We start from the raw sequence: 20111 nt of genomic DNA on the forward strand, positions 1-20111 counted from the left end.
AAAGGGGCGTCCCACGCTGTCCGAAAATGGTCTCCGGGATTTTCTCCCGGAGACCGGCCCGGTCGTGCGCGCCCGAAACACATTCGTCCGGGAGGCTTTGTGCACACGGATTCGCCGTCACGAGTCGCGCCCGCGCTGCCGTTGCAGAGCGGAATGATCGCGGCCGGGTTGCGCGACCCGTCGGCCGGGACGGACGTCATCCAGTGCGTGCAGCACTGGCCGCACGGCCTGGACACCTCCGCGTACCTCGCGGCGTGGCGTGCCGCCGTCGACCGGCACCCGGTGCTGCGCACCCGGTTCGCCTGGCGCGCGGACGGCGGCATGGAGCAGTGGCCGGGGCCCGTCGACGACGTCCCGGTGCTGGTCGACGACTCGGCGACGGACCTGGACGCGTTCCTGGCGGCCGACCGCCGGGCCGGAGTGGACCCGGTGGCCGCGTCGCCGCTGCGGGTCGTGGCGCTGCCCGGTGACGTGGTCGTGGTGACGTTCCACCACGCGATCCTCGACGGCCGGTCGCTCGCGATGCTGCTGGCCGAGGTGGACGACGACTACGCGGCCCGGCTCGTCGGCGGCTCCGCCGAGTTCGCGCCACGGCCCGACTTCGCCGACTACGCCCGGTGGCACGACGCCCGGATCGCGCCCGAGCACCCGCGACGGCGGGCCGACGAGCGGTTCTGGGCCGCCGAACTGGCGGGATCGGCCGAACCCGGTCCCCTGCCCCTGGAGCACGCCGGGCCCGGCACACCGGTGATGGCCACCGCCGCGCTCGACCTGTCCGACGCCGAGACCGGGGCCGTGCGGGCGTTGGCCGAACGGGCGGGCGTCACGGTGAACACCGCGGTGCTGGCCGCGTGGGGTCTGGTGCTGACCGCGCACGCCCGCGCCGACGAGGCCGTGTTCGGGGTGACCCGGGCGGCGCGCCACGGCACCGTCGAAGGCGCCGAGGACATGCTCGGCCTGCTGCTGGCGACCGTGCCGCTGCGGTTGCCGGTCGACCGGGACGCGTCGGTGGCCGACTGGCTGCGGTCCGTGCGGGCGCGGTCCGTGCGGGCGCGGGACCACCAGCTGTGCCCGCTCCCGGTGATCCGCCGCGCGGCCGGGCACGACGCGTCGTCGACGCGCAGCCTCGTGCTGTTCGAACGCCGCGAGCTCGGCGCGGTGCTGGCCGCGCGGCCGTCCGCGCCACCGGGCAGGCGGGTCCGCATCCTGCGCACCCCCGGCTACGCCATGACCTTGTACGCGTTCGCCGAACCACGCCTGAGCTTCCAGCTCATCCACGACACCGGCCGGTTCCCGGACTGGGCGGCGGGCGCGGTGCTCGCGCAGGTCCGCGACCTGCTGGCGGGCATGGCCGAAGCGCCCGACCGGCCCGTGCGGCACCTGGGCGAGCCGCGTGACCACACGCGGGCGCCGGCCGCGTGGAACGACACCGGAGTCGACTACCCGGCGGACGCGACCGTGCCGGACCTGTTCGCCGAGCAGGTGCGGCTGCGGCCGGACGCCGACGCGGTGTTCGACGGCGAGCGGTGGCTGAGCTACGCCCGGCTGGACGAGCGGTCGAACCGGTTGGCGCACGTGCTGCTGGCGCGCGGCGCGCGGGCCGACCTGCCGGTGGCGCTGTCGCTGCCGCGGGGTGCGGACTTCGTGACCGCGATGCTGGCCGTGCTGAAGACCGGCGCGGCCTACCTGCCGCTGGACCCGGCGAACCCGGCGGCCCGCGACGCGGTGGCGTTGCGCGAGTCCGGCACACCCCTCGTGGTGTCCGATCGGCCGCGTGCCCTGCCCGACGGCGTTACGTCGATCGTCCTGCCGGAACTGGACCTTTCGGAGCAGTCGCCGGTATCTCCCGGCATCCCCGCGCATCCGTTGGGCGTGGCCTACGTCAACTACACGTCCGGGTCGACCGGCAAGCCGAAGGGCGTCGCCGTGCCCCACCGGGGTGTGGTCCGGCTGGTCACGCGGCCGACGTTCGCCCGGTTCGGGCCGGGCCGGACGTTCCTGCACCTGTCCGCGACCGCGTTCGACCTGACCACGCTGGAGGTGTGGGGCGCGCTGCTGACCGGCGGCCGGGTGGTCCCCGCGCCGGCCGGCCCGCCCGACCCGGCGGTGCTGGCCGACCTGCTGCGCGTGCACCGGGTGAGCGTGCTGTGGCTGACCGCCGGGCTGTTCCACCAGCTCGACCCGTCGCTGCTGGCCGACGTGGAGCAGCTGCTCGCCGGCGGCGACGTGCTGGCCCCGGACGCGGTGCGGGCGGCGTTGGCGGTCCGCGGCGGGAAGCCGGTGGTCAACGGGTACGGCCCCACGGAGAACACCACCTTCACCACCTGCCACGTGCTGCGGTCGGCCGACGACGTGGGCGCGACCGTGCCGATCGGCACGCCGATCCAGCGGACCACCGCGCACGTGCTGGACGAGTCGATGCGACCCGTCCCGGTCGGCGTGCCCGGCGAGCTGTACACCGGCGGCGACGGGTTGGCCCGCGGGTACCTGGGCGCGCCGGGTGCGACCGCCGCGAAGTTCGTGCCGGACCCGTTCGGCGACGCGCCCGGCGGGCGGCTCTACCGCACGGGCGACCTGGCGCGGTGGCGGCCGGACGGCGTGCTCGAGTTCCTGGGCCGCGTGGACCGGCAGGTCAAGGTGCGCGGGTTCCTGGTCGAGCCGGCCGAGGTCGAGGCCGTGCTGCGGGAGCACCCGGCGGTCGCGGAAGCGGCCGTGCTGCCGATCGGCGACGACGACGCGAGGCACCTGGTGGCGTTCATCGTGCCGACCGGCCCGATGCGGACCTCCGACAACACGGCCACCTCGGCCGTCGAGGACGTGCGCACGCACGTCGCGGAACGGCTGCCCGCCTACCTCTGCCCGGCGCGGTACGTGCCGCTGCCGGAGCTGCCGCTGAACCGCAGCGGCAAGGTGGACCGGGCGGCGCTGAGGTCGGTCCGTGCCCCGGGCGCGCGGGGCACGGACCGGACCCGCCCGTCGACCGCCACGCAGCGGCGGTTGGCGGAGCTGTGGGAGAACCTGCTCGGCACGCCGGACGTGTGCGCCGAGGACGACTTCTTCGCGGTGGGCGGCAACTCGCTGCTCGCGGTGCGGTTGGCGTTCCGGGTGCGCGAGGAGTTCGGGGTCGAGGTGCCGGTCGCCGACCTGCACCGGGCCCGGACGCTGGCGGGGTGCGCGGCGGTGCTGGACGCGGCGGCGGGTTCGCCGACGAGCCGTGCGCCGATCACCCGGCGGGACCGGTCGGCGTACCTGGTGCCCGCGCGGCGCGCGTCGGCCCCGCCCGTGGCGGATCACCTGGTGCTGCCGACCGGGGGCGACTGGGCGGCGTGGCGGTGGGTCGAGCTGCGCGGGACGGGCTTCGGCATCGAACCGCTGCTGGCCGTGGCGAGCCCGGACGCGGCACGTGCGGCGGACGCGGTGACGGCGGCCGAAGAGGCGGTGGGCGCGGCGCGGTGGGCGGCGGCCCGGGTGCTGCGGGAGGTGGAGGACCGGGCGCGCGGTGAGCGGCGGTCCGCGTTGCGGCGGATCGGCCGGCTGGTGCGCAAGGGACGGTTCGCCGAGGCCCGCGCGGCACTGGCCGCGACACCGGCCACGGTCACGTCACCGATCGAGGACGCGCTGGTGGCGGCGGGTGCCGCGCCCGAAGCCGGCGGTGGACCGGCCACCGTGCTGGTCGTCGGCCCGGACCCGGCCGCGGACGCGGGGCAGCCGACGGCGGCGTCCGACGACGAACGGGTCGACGCGGCGTTGGCGGAGGCGGAGGAGGCCGCGACCCGGCACGAAGCGCTGCTCGCCGAGTACGCGGCGCGGTTCGACGCAGGCCGCCGGGCCACCGCCGAGGTGCTGCGGGTCGTCAGCGGGGACGCCAGGTTCCGCGAAGCGGTCGCGTGGCAGAACCCGCGCGCCCTCCAGACCGCCGTGGACGCGTTGCACCGGGCGCTGTCGGGCGACCGGCCCGCGTCCCGCAACGTCGACTACCGGCGCTGGGAGCACACGGTCGTCAGCTACCTCCAGCGCTACAGCGCCAAGAACGACACCATCGGGTTCTTCGGCCCGGTCGGCTGGGCCAGGGTCGAGGACGACGCGCCCGCCGCGATCACCGCGAGGCCCGGGCCCGACCTGATCGACTCGCGCACCACCTACCTGGAGAACTGGGCCGTCCAGCAGGTGGCCGAGGCGCTGACCACGGACGCCGTGCGGCCGTGGGCGGTGCCGCGGCGGATGCCCTTCGTGGACGTCGTGGGCGACACCATGCACGTCCCGTTGACCGATCCGGTGCGGCTGCCCGCGGCGGACGCGGCCGTGCTCGCCGCCTGCGACGGCCTGCGCCGCGCCGCCGAGATCGCGAGCGGCCTCGGCCGGCCGGTCGACGACGTGCTCGCCACCCTCGAACGGCTCCGGCAGGCCAAGCGGATCGCGTGGACCCTGGAGGTGCCGCCCGAGGCGTTGGTGCCGGAAACGGCGCTGCGCGAGCAGATCACCGCCATCGGCGATCCCGAGGTCCGCGCCGTGGCCGAGCGGGCGCTCCACCGGGTCGAACGCGGACGGGACGCGGTCGCCGCCGCCGTCGGCGACCCGGACCGGCTCGTGCGCGCCATCGACGAGCTGCACGAGACGTTCACCGCCATCACCGGCACGGCGGCGGTGCGCCGACCCGGCCTCTTCTACGCCGGTCGCACGGTCGTGCACGAGGAATGCCGGCGCGACCTCGACGTCACCCTCTCCCCCGCGCTGGTGGAAACGCTGTGGACGCCGCTGTCGCTGGTGCTGGAAGCCGCGCGGTGGTTCACCTCCGCGGGTGCCGCCCTGTACGGGCGGGCGTTGCGCGAGGTGTACCGGGAACGGGTCGCGGCCACCGGGTCGGACCGGGTGCCGCTGGCCGACTTCTGGCTGTGGGCCAACGACACGATCTTCCGCCTCGACGAGCGGCTGATCGGCAGGCTCGTCCGGACCTTGCAGGACCGCTGGGCCAAGGCCCTCGGGCAGGCGCCGGGCGGCCGCGAGGCCCACTACCGGGTGCGGGACGTGCGCGACGCCGTGCTGAAGGCGTTCGCCGCGCCCCGGCCGGGTTGGCGCGGCGCGGTGCAGCACAGCCCCGACGTCCTGATCGCGGCACGCGACGAGGACGCGATCCGGGCGGGCGACTACCGGTGGGTGCTCGGCGAGGTGCACCCCGGCGTGAACACGGTGCGCTCGGCGTTGTTCGTCTCGCAGCACCCCGACCCGGCCCAGCTGCGCGCGGCGATGCGGCACGACATGGCGGGGCCGCGGATCGTGCTGGCCACCACGCGCGAGGAGGGCGGCACGCCCCAACGGCTCGCCGACGCGCTCGTCTCACCGGACGACCTGAAGATCGTGTTCGGGCACGACGCGTGCGGCCCCGGGTTGCGCGGCGCGGTGCCGGTCGGCGCGTGCGAGGTGACCGAGAGCGGCGGCCGGTTGGTGGCGCGCAGCCGTGACGGCCGGGTGGACGTCGACCTGGTCGAACTGCTCAACGAGCAGGTCATGGCCCAGCTGGTGCAGCACTTCCGGCTGCTGCCGGCGGGCGGGCGCACGCCCCGGGTCAGCCTCGACCGGTTGGTCGTCGCCAGGGAGGGCTGGCGGTTGCCGGCCGCGAGGTCGGCGTTCGCGTTCGCCCAGGACGAGGCGACCCGCTACCTGCGGGCGCAGTCCTGGCGGCGGGAGCACGGCATGCCGAGGTTCGTGTTCGTGAAGAGCCCGGTCGAGCACAAGCCGTTCTACGTGGACTTGGAGAGCCAGCCGTCGGTCGAGCTGTTCGCGCGCGCGGTGCGCGCGCTGGACCGGGAGAAGCCGGACGCCCCGATGGGCGTGGGCGAGATGCTGCCCGGTCCGGACCAGCTGTGGTTGACCGACGCCGCGGGCGCACGGCACACGGCGGAGTTCCGGGTGGTAGCGGTCGACCGGCGGGGTTGGCCGGAAGGTGTCGGGCTGAGGGGGGAGGGACCGCGGTGAGCGCGGTGATACCAGAGGGACGGGCGGACGAGGTGTTCCGGTTCCCGGCTTCGTCCGGGCAGCGCAGGTTGTGGTTGGTCGACCAGCTGCTGCCCGCGAGCCCGGTCTACAACATCGGCTGGCGGGTCGGCATCGACGGCCCGCTCGACGCCGAGGCGCTGCGGGTGGCGTTGAACGCGCTGGTCGCCAGGCACGAGGCGTTGCGGACGCGGTTCGCGGCCGAGGACGGCGTGCCGGTGCAGGTGGTGTCGGCCGCGTCGACCGTGCCGTTGGCGCGGCTGTCGGGTGACGTGGACGCGGTGGTGCGCGAGGAGGTCGGCCGGCCGTTCGCGCTGCACAGCGGACCGTTGCTGCGCGCCGGTCTGGTGGGGGTCGGGCCCGACGAGCACGTGCTGGTCCTCGTGCTGCACCACGCGATCGCCGACGGCTGGTCGTGCGCGGTGCTGTTCGACGAGCTGGCCCTGCTGTACGCGGCCGAGGTCGCCGGCGTGCCGCCCGACCTGCCGGAGCTGCCGGTGCAGTACCCGGACTACGCGGTGTGGCAGCGGGAGCAGGTCGAGGGCGGCGCGTTCGCCGCCGACGCCGAGTTCTGGCGCGGCGCGCTGCACGGCGCGCCGACCGTGCTGCCGCTGCCGACCGACAAGGCCCGGCCGGCGACGCCCACCGGGCGCGGCGCGGAGCTGCGGGCGGAGCTGGACGTGCCGGACGGGTCGTTCGCCCGGCTGCTCGCGGTGTTCCAGTGCGTGCTGCACCGGGTGACCGGGCAGGCGGACTTCCTGGTGGCCACGCCCGTCGCGGCGCGCACCAGGCCGGAGACCGAGGGCCTGGTCGGTTTCGTGGCCAACACCCTGCCGCTGCGCGCCAGGTTCACGCCGGAGACCACGTTCGGCGAGGTGGTGGGCGCGGCCGAGGACGCGACCGTGGCCGCGCTCGCCCACCAGGACCTGCCGTTCGAGCAGCTGGTGGACATCGCCGCGCCGCAGCGGACGCTCGCCCACGCGCCGCTGGTGCAGGTGATGTTCGCGGTCGAGCCGGCGCCGCCCGCGCGGGACGCCGGTCCGATCACGATCACGCCCGAGGCGGTCGCCAACGGCGGCGCGAAGTTCGACCTGTCGCTGACCGTCGAACGGGCCGGTGGCCGGTGGTTCGGCCGCTGGCAGTACGACTCCGGGCTGTTCACGCCGGAGACGGTCGCCGCGCTGCACGCGGTGTTCGCCGCCGCCGTGCACGCCTCGCCCGCCGACCGGGTCGCCGAGCTGTGGCTCGGTGACGACGCGCCGCAGGAGCCGGCCGTCGACGTGCCCGCGGAGACCGCCGCGGACCTGGTGTTCGCCGCGTTGGCCGAGCACCCGGACTCGGTCGCGATCGAGGGCGCGCTGACGTGCGGCGAGCTGGACCGGGCGGCGAACCGCCTCGCGCACGTGCTGCTGGCCGCGGGTGTGCGGCCGGACCAGCCGGTGGCGCTGTGCCTGGACCGGGGCGCGCCGATGGTGGTCGGCATCCTCGCCGCGTGGCGGGCGGGCGCGGGCTACCTGCCGCTCGACCCGTCGTGGCCGCCGGCCCGGCTGACCGCGATGGCCACCGGGTCCGACGTGCCGGTGCTCGTCACGGACGGCGCGTCGCGCGCGGTCACGGGACCGCTGGCCGGGCCGTGGACCGAGGTCGACCTGGACACCGCCGAGCTCGACGCCCGGCCCGACACGCCTCCTCGGGCGGCGGGGCAGCACCCCGGGTCGCTGGCCTACGTCATCCACACCTCGGGGTCCACCGGCAGGCCGAAGGGCGTGCGGTGCACCCAGGGCGGGCTGGCCGCGTTGCTGAGGGCGATGGGCGAGCTGGTGGAGCTGACGCCGACCGACCGGCTCGCGTCGATCACCACGCCCGCGTTCGACGTGTCCACCGTGGAGATGCTCGCGCCGCTCATCGGCGGCGCGACGCTCGTGGTGGTCCCGGCCGACGACGTGGCCGACGGAGGGCTGCTGCGCGCCCGCATCGAGGAGACCGGGGCCACGGTCGTGCAGGGCGGTCCCGCGAGCTGGCGGATGATCGTCGCGGCCGGTGGCGTGCCCGCCCGCGTGCGCCTGCGGATCAGCGGCGGCGAGGCGATGACCCGCGACCTGGCCGACGACCTCCAGACCGACGGCGCGACGCTGATCGACGGGTACGGGCCCACCGAGACCACGGTGTACTCGGCGGCCGGCGTGGTGTCGCACGCGCCGGACCCCGTGCGGCTCGGGCAGGCGGTGAAGGGCACGTCGCTGCACGTGCTGGACCCGGTGATGCGCCCGGTGCCGCCGGGTGTCATCGGCGAGCTGCACATCGGCGGCGCGGGCGTGGCCCGCGGCTACCACGGGCTGCCGGGCCTGACCGCGGACCGGTTCCGCCCCGACCCGTTCGGGCCCGCCGGCAGCCGCCTCTACGCCTCCGGCGACCTGGTCCGCCGCCACGCCGACGGCAGGCTGGAGTTCCTCGGCCGCGCCGACCGGCAGCTCAAGGTGCGCGGCTACCGGATCGAGCCGGGCGAGATCGAGGCCGTGCTGCGCGCCCACCCGGACGTGGCGCAGGCCGTCGTCGTCGCCTGGTCCGCGCACGCCGCCGACGTGCGGTTGGTGGCCTACGCGGTGCCCGCGGACCCGGACGTCGGCGAGGACGAGCTGCGCCGGCGGGTGCGCCCGCACCTGGCCGCGAGCCTGCCGGACTACATGCTCCCGGCGGCCGTCGTCGTGCTGGCGGAGCTGCCGCGCACCGGCAGCGGCAAGATCGACCGGGACGCGCTGCCCGATCCGGTGTGGACGACCGACGACGTCGACCGGGTGGAGCCGCGCGACGAGAACGAACGGCGGCTGGCGCTGATCTGGCGCGAGGTGCTGAGCATGCCCGCGGACGCGCCGCTCGGCGTGCACGACAACTTCTTCGCCCTGGGCGGCCACTCGCTGACCGCGACCCAGATGCTGGCCCGGGTCCGGGCAGCGCTGGACGTGGACCTGCCGCTGGCGACGCTGTTCGCCGCGCCGACCATCGCCGAGCTGTGCGCGAACCTCGGTCGCGGCACCGGTTCGGCGGCCCGGGGTCCGGCGCCGCTGCTCGACCAGCTCGACGAGCTGTCCGACGAGGAGATCGACCGCCTGCTCGGCGCGCTGGTCGACGAGGACGACGCGTGAGCCGCGACGCGGTGGTTGTCGGCGCGGGGCTGGCCGGCTCGTTGACCGCCGTCTACCTGGCCCGGCGCGGGTTCGGCGTGCGGGTGCTGGAACGGCGCGGCGACCCGCGGGCGCCCGGCGTGCGGGAGGAAGGCCGGTCCATCAACCTCGGCCTGTCCCAACGCGGCATCGTGGCGTTGCGGGAAGTCGGCCTGCTGGAGCGGTTGGCGCCGCTGACCGTGCCCATGCGCGGCCGGGTCGTGCACCTGGCCGACGGCACGCTGCGCTTCCAGCCCTACGGCCTGGCCGAGGACCAGATCCTGCACTCCGTGCTGCGGCACGACCTGAACGTGGCGCTGGTGGACGAGGCCGAACGGCTCGGCGTCGAGTTCTCCTGGGGCCACCGGGTGACCGCCGTCGACCGTGCCGAGCCCGCCGTCACCACCGACGACGGGACCTCGCACACCGCGGACCTGGTCATCGGCGCGGACGGCGCGTTCTCCGCCGTGCGCGCCCACCTCGGCCGCGGCCTGCGGGTGGACCTGCACCAGGAGTTCCTGGAATGGGGCTACAAGGAGCTGCTGATCCCGGTCGGCGACGACGGCGGGCCGCGCACCGAGCTGCGCGCGCTGCACGTGTGGCCCGGTGACGACGGCCTGATCGTGGCGCACCCGAACGCGGACGGCTCGCTCACCGCGACCGTGTTCCTGCCGTTCGACGGCGAGCACGGGTTCGCCGGGCTGACCGAGCCCGAGCGGGTGCGGTCGTTCTTCGCCCGCCGGTTCCCCGACACGCTCGTGCTCATCCCGGACGTGGTCGAGCAGTTCCTGGCGCACCCGCCCGCGAGCCTGGTCACCGTGCGCACCTCGCCGTGGCACGTCAGCACCGACGAGGGGCGCGGGGTGGTGCTGATCGGCGACGCCGCGCACGCCGTGTACCCGTTCTTCGGGCAGGGCATGAACGCGGCGTTCGAGGACTGCTCGGTGCTCGACCGGTGCCTGGCCGCGCACCCGCACGACCTGCCGCGGGCGTTGGCGGAGTTCGAGGGCTCCCGCCGGCCGCACACCGACGTGCTGGCGGAGCTGTCCAAGCGCAACTTCGTGGAGCTGCGCGACAAGCTGCGCTCACCGCTGTTCACCGCGCGCAAGAAGGTGGACCTCGCGCTGCACCGGGTGTTCCCGAACGCGTGGGTGCCGCTCTACACCCTGATCACGCACACCACGGTCCCCTACGGCGAGGCGTTGGCGCGGGCACGGCGGCAGGACCGCGTGCTCGGCGGTGTCACGGCCGCGTTGACCGGTGCGGCGCTGGCGGGCCTGACCCGCCGGTCACGGAACAAAGGCAGGTGGAGTTGATGCTGATCCACCCGACCCACCGGGCCCACCCGCTGGTCGAGCCGGCGGACTTCGCCGCGCCTCGGCTGCCCGACGCGGTCGCGGCGCACGAACTGCCGCTGCGCACCGTGTTCGAGTGGGCCGGTGAGTACCTGTGCGGACCGCACCCGGACCTGGGGCGCAGGGGCGCGGTGTGCCCGTTCACCGACACGTCCTTGCAGCGCGGGCTGTTCTACCTGTCCGTGCACACCGGCACGCCGGAGGAGCCCGACGAGCTGGCCGCGCTGCTGCTGCACTACCGCGACTGGTTCGCCGAGCTGGAGCCGACGAGGGGTCCGGGCGCGCAGTTCAAGACCATCGTGCTGCTGTTCCCGGACCTGACCGACTTCGGCGTGGTGGACCGGGCCCAGGAGCTGCTCAAGCCGCAGTACACCCGGGACGGGCTGATGCTGGGCGAGTTCCACCCCGGCCCGCCGCAGAAGGCGGGCCTGTGGAACCCGGTCTTCCGGCCGCTGCACAGCCCCGTGCCGCTGCTGGCGATCCGGCACATGGTGCCCACCGACTTCCCGTTCCTGCGGGACGACGACACCACCGTGGCCGCCTACCTGGAGCGCTTCGGCGACCGCGTGCCCACGCACCTGCGAGACCACGTCCGGGCCGCCGCCGACCGGCTGACGAGATCGGGGAGCACCTCATGACCGATCTGCGGGACACCGGCGCCACGGCGTCGGCGCGCAAGCGGGAGCTGTTGGCGCAACGGCTGCGCGCACGGGCCGCCGCGCCCACCGCGTACCCGCTGTCGTTCGGGCAGCAACGCCTGTGGTTCCTGGACAAGTTCTCCCCCGGCAGCGCCGTCTACAACGTGCCGCTCGCCCTGCGGCTGCGCGGGACGCTCGACCGGGCCGCGCTGCGGCGGGCGTTGGACGCGCTGGTCGCCCGGCACGCGTCGCTGCGCACCACGTTCCCCGACTCGGGCGGCGAACCGGTGCAGCTGGTCGCGCCCACCGGCGCCGCCACCCTCACCACCCACGACCTCCCGGGCGGTGACCGGGACGCGGCGGCGCAGCGGTTCGCCGACGAGCGCGGCGGCATCGGGTTCGACCTGCACCGGGGGCCGCTGTTCGCGTCGAGCCTGGGCCGGTTCGCCGACGACGACCACGTGCTGGTGCTCACCCTGCACCACATCATCGCCGACGCGTGGTCGCTGTCGGTGCTGCTCGGCGAGCTCGGCCAGGCCTACGACGCGGCGCTCGACGGCCGCGACGCCGACCTGCCCGCGCTGACCCTGCAGTACCCGGACTTCGCGGTGTGGCAACGGGACCGGATGGCCGACCTCGCCGCCGGGCACCTCGACTTCTGGACGCGGCACCTCGCGGGCGCGCCGGAGCTGCTGACCCTGCCGACCGACCGGCCGCGGCCGCCGGTGGTCACCCACCGGGGCGCGCTGCGCTACGGCTACGTCCCGATCGGGCCGCTGGAGGAGCTGGCCCGCGCGCACGGCGTCACCGTGTTCATGGTGCTGCTGGCCGGGTTCGCGGCCCGGCTCGGCCGGCTGGCCGGGCAGGACGACGTGGTGGTCGGCACCCCGGTCGCCGGGCGTTCGCACCCCGACCTGGAAGGCCTGATCGGGTTCTTCGTGAACACGCTCGCGTTGCGCGCGCGGGTGGGCGGCGACCCGACGTTCACCGAGCTGCTGGCCCGCGTCCGGGAGGTCGCGGCGGCCGGGCTCGCGCACGCCGACCTGCCGTTCGAGCGGCTGGTGGAGCACCTGAGCCCGCAGCGCAGCACCGGGCACGCGCCGATCCACCAAGCCCAGCTGATCTTCACCAACACCCCGCCGCTGGACATCTCGCTGACCGGGCTGGACGTCACGGCGCTGGTGCCCGACCCGAAGGTGTCGAAGTTCGACCTCACGGTGGCCGCCGACCCGCAGGGCGACCGGCTCGCCCTGGGCGTCGAGTACAACACCGACCTGTTCGACGAGTCGACCATCGCCGAGTTCACCGATCGGCTGGTCGCGCTGCTCATCGCCGCCGCCGAGCACCCGGAACGGCGGATCAGCGAGCTGGACGGGCTGACCGGCGTGCGGCGGTGGGAGGTGCTGGAGGGCTTCAACGCCACCGACCTCGCCCTGCCGCCCGCGCGCACCGCGCTGGACCTGGTCGTCGGGCACGGCCCGGCGGTGTCGGGTGCGGGCCCGGGGCTGACCTACGCGGAACTGGACACGCGGGCCGAGCGGGTCGCCGCGCTCCTCCGGGCGCACGGCGTGGGCCTCGGGTCCGCGGTGGCGTTGTGCCTGCCGCGCACCCCGGACCTGGTCGCGGCCGTGCTGGGCGTGTGGAAGGCGGGCGCCGCGTACGTGCCGCTGGACCCGGGCTGGCCGGTGGAGCGGCTGACCGCGATGCTGGCCGACTCCGGCGCGGCCGTGCTCGTCACCGACGGGGAGCTGCCGTTCGGCGGCCCGGTGGTGAGCCTCGCCGACGCGGACCGCGTCGAGCCCGCGCCCGTGCCGTGCCCCGCGTCCGGCGAGGACTTGGCCTACCTCATCTACACGTCCGGTTCGACCGGCACGCCCAAGGGCGTCGAGGTGCCGCACCGGGCGGTGGTGAACCTGCTGGTGTCGTTCCAACGGCTGCTGGCGCTGACCGTCGAGGACCGGCTGGCCGCGGTGACCACGCTGTCGTTCGACATCTCGGTGCTGGAACTGCTGCTGCCGCTGACCGCGGGCGCGGAGGTGCTGGTCGTGCCCTCGGAGGTGAGCGCGGACGGCGCGGCGTTGCGGGAGCTGCTGGTCGAACGCGAGGTCACCGCGCTGCAAGCCACCCCGGCGACGTGGCGGCTGCTGCACGCGGCGGGCGGCGTGCCGGCGGAGGTGGTGACCCGGATCTGCGGCGGCGAGGCGTTGCCGCGTGACCTGGCCGACGACCTGCTGACCGACGACGCCCTGCTGTGGAACGCCTACGGGCCGACCGAGACCACGGTCTGGTCGTCCGCCGGCCTGGTCGAGCCCTCCCCCGCGCCGGTGGCGCTGGGCCCGCCGATCGGCAACACCCGGCTGTACGTGCTGGGGCCGGGCCTGGAGCCGGTGCCGCCGGGGGTGGTCGGCGAGCTGCACATCGGCGGCGCGGGCGTGGCGCGCGGCTACCACGACCGGCCCGGGCTGACCGCGAGCCGGTTCGTGCCGGACCCGTTCGCCGAGGAGCCCGGACGGCGGCTGTACGCGACGGGAGACCTGGTGCGGCACCGGTCGGACGGCACGCTGGAGTTCCTGGGCCGGGCCGACCACCAGGTGAAGGTGCGCGGGTTCCGGATCGAGCTCGGCGAGGTCGAGGCCGCGTTGCTGGCCTCCGGCGAGGTCCGCGAGGCGGTCGTGCTGGCCGTCGACGAACGGCTCGTCGCCTACGTGGTCCCGGCGGACGTGCCGCGCGACGGGTGGTGGCCCCGGCTGCGGACCGGGCTGGCGGCCCGGCTGCCGGACTACATGCTGCCCGCCACGGCGGTGGTGCTGGACGCGTTCCCGCTCACGCCCAACGGCAAGACCGACCGCAAGGCGCTGCCCGCGCCGGTGTGGGACGTCGGTGGCGAACGCGTGCCACCGCGCGACGCGGTGGAAGAGGTGCTGGCGGGCATCTGGGCCGAGGTGCTGGGCGTGCCGGGAGTGGGCGTGCACGACGACTTCTTCGCCTTGGGCGGCCACTCGCTGCTCGCGGCGAAGGCGCTGGCCAGGGTGCAGGCCGCGTTCACCGTGGTGGTGCCGATCGGCCGGATGTTCGCCGCGCCGACCGTCGCCGGTGTCGCCGCCGCCCTCGGCGACCTGGACGACCCGGCGCGGGTGGCCGCCGTCGCCGAGCTGCGCCTGCGACTGGCCGGGATGTCGGCCGAGGAGGTCGAGTCGATGCTCGGTGACGAGCGATGAGCGCGCCGGCCGGGCTGACCGGGCGGGCGGGGCTGGGCAGGTTCGCGGTGGTGTGGGCCGGCCAGCTGGTGTCGGTGATCGGCTCCGCGCTGACCGCGTTCGTGCTCGGCGTGTGGGTGTACCTGGGCACCGGGTCGGTGACGACGTTCGTGCTGATCCAGTTCTGCGCGGTGGTGCCCGGCATCCTGCTCGCGCCGTACGCGGGCGCGGTCGCCGACCGGTACGACCGCAAGCGGATCATGCTCGTCGCGGACGTCGGGGCGGGTGTCGTGACGGCGCTGCTGCTGGTGGCCGTGTCGACCGACTCGTTGGCGGTGTGGCAGGTGTACGTGGCCACCGCGCTGACCGCGACGCTGAACTCGTTCCACATCATCGCGTACACGGCCCTGGTGCCCGCGTTGGTGCCCAAGGAGCACCTGGGCCGGATCAACGGGCTGATGCAGATCACGCAGGGCGTGCAGATCGCCGCCCCGCTGGTCGCGGGCGCGTTGCTGGGCCTGGTGGGGCTGCGGGGCGTGCTGCTGGTCGACTTCGGGTCGATGCTGTTCGCGGTCGGCGCGTTGCTGCTGGCCCGGCTGCCCGACGGGGCCGTGCGGCCGGCGGGCGCCTCGGACGGGGAGCGCGCGGGCATCGGCGCCGGGCTGAGGTGGCTGCGCGGCGCGCCCGGGCTGTTCGCCCTGTGCGCGGTGTTCGCGGTGTGGAACTTCCTGTTCGCCGTCGCGGGCGGGTTGGTGCAGCCGCTGGTCCTGTCGTTCTCGAGTCCCGCGACGCTCGGCGTGCTGATGGCCGCGGGCGGCAGCGGGTTGTTCGCCGGCGGTCTGGTGATGGGCGTGTGGGGCGGTCCGCGACGGCGGGTGCACGGCATCTACGCCGGGGTCGCGCTGGGCGGGGTGTTCCTGGTGCTGCACTCGCTGGCGCCGTCGCCGTGGCTGATCGGGATCGCCGCGCCCGCGTTCCTGTTCACCCTGCCGCTGATCAACACGTGCTGCGTGACGCTGTTGCAGACCAAGGTCGACCCGGCGGTGCTGGGCCGGGTGCTGGCCGTGGTGCGGATGATCGGCACCGCCGCGATGCCCGTCGCGTTCCTGCTGATCGGCCCGCTGACCGACGGCGTGGCCGAGCCCCTGATGGCCGTCGACGGCCCGCTCGCCGGTGGCGTGGGCGCGCTCATCGGCACCGGCGAGGGCCGCGGCATCGCCCTGATCTTCCTGGTCGTCGGCGTGCTGATGCTCGCGCTGGCGGCCTGCGCCTGGACGCGGCCGCGCCTGCGGACCGTGGACGACCTGCCCGACGCGGTGGCCGACGAGACGCCGTCACCTGAGAGGACACTGGGATGACCGAGCTCTCCGACCAGCGCGAACGACTGCTGGCCAAGCTGCTCGCCGAGCGCGGCCTGGCCGCCGCGCCCCGCCAGTCGGTGCCGCGCCGCCCCGAGGGCGCGGTCGTGCCGCTGTCGGGCAACCAGCGCGGCCTGTGGCTGACCGGGCGGCTCGGCCTGGACGCGGGCGCGTACGTCATGTTCGCCGCGCTCCGGGTCGCCGGCGAGGTCGACGAGGACCGGTTGCGCACCGCCGTGCGAACCGTCATGGGGCGGCACGAGGCGTTGCGCACCCGGGTCGTGGACACCGGCGGCGTGCCCGAGCAGCAGGTGGCGGCCGACGTGCCCGCCGACGTGGCGTTCTCGTCGGTCGACGGCGAGGACGAGCTGGCCGCGTTCCTCCGGTCCGAGGTGGACACGCCGTTCGACCTGGCCGTCGCGCCGCTGCTGCGGGTCAGGGCCGTGCGGGTCGGGCCGGGCGACACGGCGGTCGTGTTCAGCGCGCACCACATCGTGTGCGACGACCTGTCCCTCGCCGTGGTGGCCGGCGAGGTCGGCGACGTGTACGCGGGCGTGACGCCCGGTCCGGCCGGCGCGCAGTTCCCCGACTACGTGCACTGGCAGGCCGACCGGCTCGCCGACGGCGAGCGGCAGCGGCAGCTGGACCACTGGCACGACCGCCTCGCCGGCGCGCCGGCCGTGCTGGACCCGGCGCTGGACCGACCGCGCACGCCGAACCGCACCACGGCGGGTGGCAGCCACCGCTTCACCGTGCCCGCCGCGGTGGCCGGGCAGCTCACCGAGGTGACCCGCGCGCACGGCTGCACCACGTTCGCCGGTCTGCTGGCTGCCTTCGGCGTGCTGCTGGCCCGCCGGTCGGGCACGGACGACCTGGTGATCGGCTCGCCGACCACGCACCGGCCGTTCCCCGAGCTGGAGCGCTCGGTCGGCATGTTCGTCACCACCACCGCGCTGCGGCTGGACCTGTCCGGCGACCCGACCGTGGCCGAGCTGCTCGGGCGGGCCCGCGCCACCGCGATCGACGCGCTGGACCACGCCGAGGTGAGCTTCGACGAGGTCGCCGCCCGGGTCGCGCCGCGCCGCGACCTCGCGCACCACCCGCTGTTCCAGGTGATGCTGGTGCTCAACCGCGGCGGCGCCACCGGCTCGTGGGCCGGGATGGACGCGGCGGAGCTGCCCGTCGACCGCGGGACCAGCCGGTTCGACCTCACCCTGCACGTGCGGGAGACCGACGGCGACTGGCCCGCGACCCTCGACTACAGCGCGGACGTGTTCGACGCGGACACCGCCGCGCGGCTGGCCGACCACCTGCTCGCGGTGCTCGCCGCGCTGGTGGCCGACCCGTCCGCCCGGCTGTCCGCGGTGGACACGACCACGCGGGACGACCGGCTGGCCGCGGACCGGCTCAACGGCGAGCCGCAGGACGCCCTGGACCCGGCCCTGTCGCTGCGCCACCCCGGCGTGCTCACCCGCATCGCCGAGCAGGTCGCCGCGCACCCCGACCTCACCGCCGTGCTCGACCTGGCCGACGGCACGGAGGTGACGTTCGCGCGGCTCGACCGGCGGGCCAACCGGGTCGCGCACGTGCTGGCCGGGTGGGGCGTCGGCCCGGAGACCCCGGTCGGGCTGGCGGTGAAGGCGGGGCCGGACGCGCTGGTGGCGCTGCTGGCCGTGCTCAAGGCGGGCGGCGCGTACGTGCCGCTGGACCCGGCGCACCCGCCCGCCCGGCTCGCCGGGCTGCTGGCCGACTGCGGCGCGCCCGTGGTGATCACCGCGCCGGCCGACCGGGACCGGTTCGGCGAGTTCCACGGCGTGCTGCTGGACACCGCCGACGACGCGTTCACCGGCGAGGCCGACGCGCCGCCGACCGCGGTCGTGCCCGACGACGGGTTGGCGTACGTCGTCTACACGTCCGGGTCGACCGGTGTGCCCAAGGGCGTGCAGGTGCAGCACGACACGCTCGCGAACCTGACCGGCGCGTTCATCGACCTGCACGGGTTCACGCCCGGTCAGCGGATCCTGATGATCCCGCCGTTGAGCTTCGACGCCTCGGTGGGCGACGTGTTCCCGGCCTGGTGCGCGGGCGCGGCGGTCGTGGTGCACCCGGAACCGGCCGCGATCGGCGGCGCGGACCTGCTCGAGCTGTGCGCCGACCACGCCGTCACCGCCGTCGACGCGCCCGCCGCGCTGTTCAAGCGCTGGGTGTCGGACCTGGCCGGGCTCGACGTCGACCCCGGCCCGCTGACCGTGATGATGATCGGCGGCGAGGCGGTGCCGACGGCCGCGGTCGCCGAGTGGGCCGCCCTCACCGGCGGGAAGGTCGCGCTGGTCAACCACTACGGCCCGACCGAGACCACGGTCTGCGCCACCGCCTACCGCACGGTCGACGCCTCCGAGGTCGACCCGCGCGCGGCGACGTTGCCGATCGGGCGACCGCTGCCCGGCGTGCGGGCGTACGTGCTGGACCCGGACCTGCGCACGGTCCCCGTCGGCGTGCCCGGCCAGTTGCACATCGGCGGGCGGGCGCCCGCCCGCGGCTACCGGAACGACCCGGCGCGCACGGCGTCGGTGTACCTGGTCGACCCCACCGTCCTGAGCGGCCGGATGTACGCCACCGGCGACCTGGTGCGCCTGCTGCCCGACGGCGCGCTGGAGTTCCTCGGCCGGGTGGACGACCAGGTGAAGCTGCGCGGCCACCGGATCGAGCCGGGCGAGGTGCGGTCGGCGCTGCTCGCGCACCCGGCGGTCGCCGAGGCCGCGGTGGCGGTGCGCGGCGACCTGCTCGTGGCCTACGTGGTGCCGCGCGCGCAGGCGCCCGGGCTGGACGAGCTGCGGGCGTTCTGCGCCGGCCGGCTGCCGGACGCGATGCTGCCCGGCGCGGTCGTGGTGCTGGACGCGCTGCCGCTGACCCGGCACGGCAAGGTCGACGCGGCGGCGCTGCCCGACCCCGACCCGGCGGCCCGGCTGACGCCGTACGAGCCGCCGCGCACACCGGTCGAGAAGACGTTGGCCGAGGTGTGGTCCGAGGTGCTGCACGTGCCGCTGGTCGGCCGCCGGGACAGCTTCTTCGGCCTGGGCGGGCACTCCCTGATCGCCGCCGCCGTGCTGGCGAAGGTGCGCTCGCTGCTGGGCGTGACGGTGCCGTTGCGCGCCCTGTTCGCCACCGCCGACCTCGCCGAGCTCGCCGAGGTGGTGGAGCAGGCCGCCGCGTCGGACCACACGTTCGCCAAGCGCTACCGGTCTGGCCTGCCGTCCGCGGCGGAGATGCGGGTCGACGCCACACCGCCCGACGACATCGAGGCGCGGCACCCGGTGCGGACGGGACCTCCGCAGCGGGTGCTGCTGACCGGCGCGACCGGCTTCCTCGGCGCGCACCTGCTGAGCGAACTGCTGTCCCGCACGGACGCCGAGGTGCACTGCCTGGTCCGGGCGGAGACGCCGGCCGTCGCCCTGGCCCGCGTCCGCGCCAACCTGCGGCGCGCGCACCTCGACGTGCCCGAGGAGCGGCTGGCCCGGGTGGTGCCGGTGGTCGGCGACATGTCCCAGCCGCTGCTCGGCCTGGCGCAGCGGGACTTCGACGCGCTGGCCGAGAGCGTGGACGCGATCTACCACAACGGCGCGGTGATGAACTTCGTCCTCACCTACCAGTGGATGATGCCGCCGCACGTGGGCAGCACGGTGGACGTGCTGCGGCTGGCCACCCGGTACGCGACCAAGCCGCTGCACCTGATGTCGACGCTGGGCGTGTTCCTCGGCGCGAACTACGACCGGAGGCTGATCACCGAGGCCGACCGGCCCGAGGACCCGACCGGCCTGGACACCGGCTACCACACCACCAAGTGGGTGGCCGACATGATGGGCGTGCTCGCCCGGGACCGGGGCGTGCCCGTGTCGATCCACCGCATCGCCGCGATCGTGGGCGACGTGCGCACCGGCACCGCGAAGACCGAGTCGTACCTGAGCCGCCAGATCGCGACCTGCGCGCACGCGGGCGCGGTGCCGGACACGCCGGACGTGATCGACATGCTGCCGGTGGACCGGCTGGCGGGCGCGATCGCGGGCATCTCGACCCGGCCGTCGGCGCTGGGCCGGGACTTCCACTACTACCGGGCCGACGGGTTCAGCTACGCCGACTTGGGCGAGGTGCTCACCGCCAAGGGCTACCCGACGCGCCTGCTGGAGTATCCGGACTGGCGGTCGTTGATGCTGGAGAGCCCGGACAGCGCGTTCGGCCCGCTGGCGTTCGGCCTGACCACCTCCCACCGGGCGCACCCGGTGTTCGACTGCTCGGCCACGTGGGCCGCGGCGGCGTCGTGCGGGGTGGAGTTCCCGCCCGCCGACGCGGAGATGATCGCCCGCCACGTGGACTTCCTCGCCGCCGCGGGCGTGCTGCCGAAAAGGGTCTGACC

7 protein-coding genes are annotated in these 20111 nt (G+C 75.4%); all 7 read left to right on the plus strand.

Annotated features, from left to right (window positions below):
• Positions 1-99 precede the first annotated feature (99 nt).
• From EDD40_RS03600 to EDD40_RS03630, 7 genes are read left to right on the plus strand one after another with little or no spacing between them, the layout of a single operon-like run.
• A complete protein-coding gene (locus tag EDD40_RS03600) occupies positions 100-5973 on the plus strand; it encodes a non-ribosomal peptide synthetase (protein WP_148088668.1) in 5874 nt (1957 codons plus the stop codon).
• Positions 5970-9134 (plus strand): non-ribosomal peptide synthetase, encoded by a 3165-nt coding sequence (locus EDD40_RS03605; RefSeq protein ID WP_211348076.1) that lies wholly within the window; start codon positions 5970-5972, stop codon positions 9132-9134. Before EDD40_RS03600 ends, EDD40_RS03605 begins: the two co-directional genes overlap by 4 nt.
• Positions 9131-10468, plus strand: coding sequence for an FAD-dependent oxidoreductase (locus tag EDD40_RS03610; RefSeq protein WP_123741635.1), 1338 nt, complete (start codon positions 9131-9133; stop codon positions 10466-10468). Before EDD40_RS03605 ends, EDD40_RS03610 begins: the two co-directional genes overlap by 4 nt.
• A complete protein-coding gene (locus EDD40_RS03615) occupies positions 10468-11145 on the plus strand; it encodes a DUF6875 domain-containing protein (RefSeq protein WP_123741636.1) in 678 nt (225 codons plus the stop codon). The genes EDD40_RS03610 and EDD40_RS03615 overlap by 1 nt, the downstream gene beginning before the upstream one ends.
• Positions 11142-14363, plus strand: a complete 3222-nt coding sequence (locus EDD40_RS03620) for a non-ribosomal peptide synthetase (RefSeq protein ID WP_123741637.1) — start codon at positions 11142-11144, stop codon at positions 14361-14363. The genes EDD40_RS03615 and EDD40_RS03620 overlap by 4 nt, the downstream gene beginning before the upstream one ends.
• On the plus strand, positions 14360-15700 hold the full coding sequence (locus tag EDD40_RS03625; RefSeq protein WP_123741638.1) for an MFS transporter: 1341 nt from the start codon (positions 14360-14362) through the stop codon (positions 15698-15700). The genes EDD40_RS03620 and EDD40_RS03625 overlap by 4 nt, the downstream gene beginning before the upstream one ends.
• Positions 15697-20109, plus strand: coding sequence for a non-ribosomal peptide synthetase (locus tag EDD40_RS03630; RefSeq protein WP_123741639.1), 4413 nt, complete (start codon positions 15697-15699; stop codon positions 20107-20109). The genes EDD40_RS03625 and EDD40_RS03630 overlap by 4 nt, the downstream gene beginning before the upstream one ends.
• Positions 20110-20111: the final 2 nt, after the last annotated feature.

Source organism: Saccharothrix texasensis (assembly GCF_003752005.1).
Classification (GTDB): Bacteria; Actinomycetota; Actinomycetes; order Mycobacteriales; family Pseudonocardiaceae; genus Actinosynnema; species Actinosynnema texasense.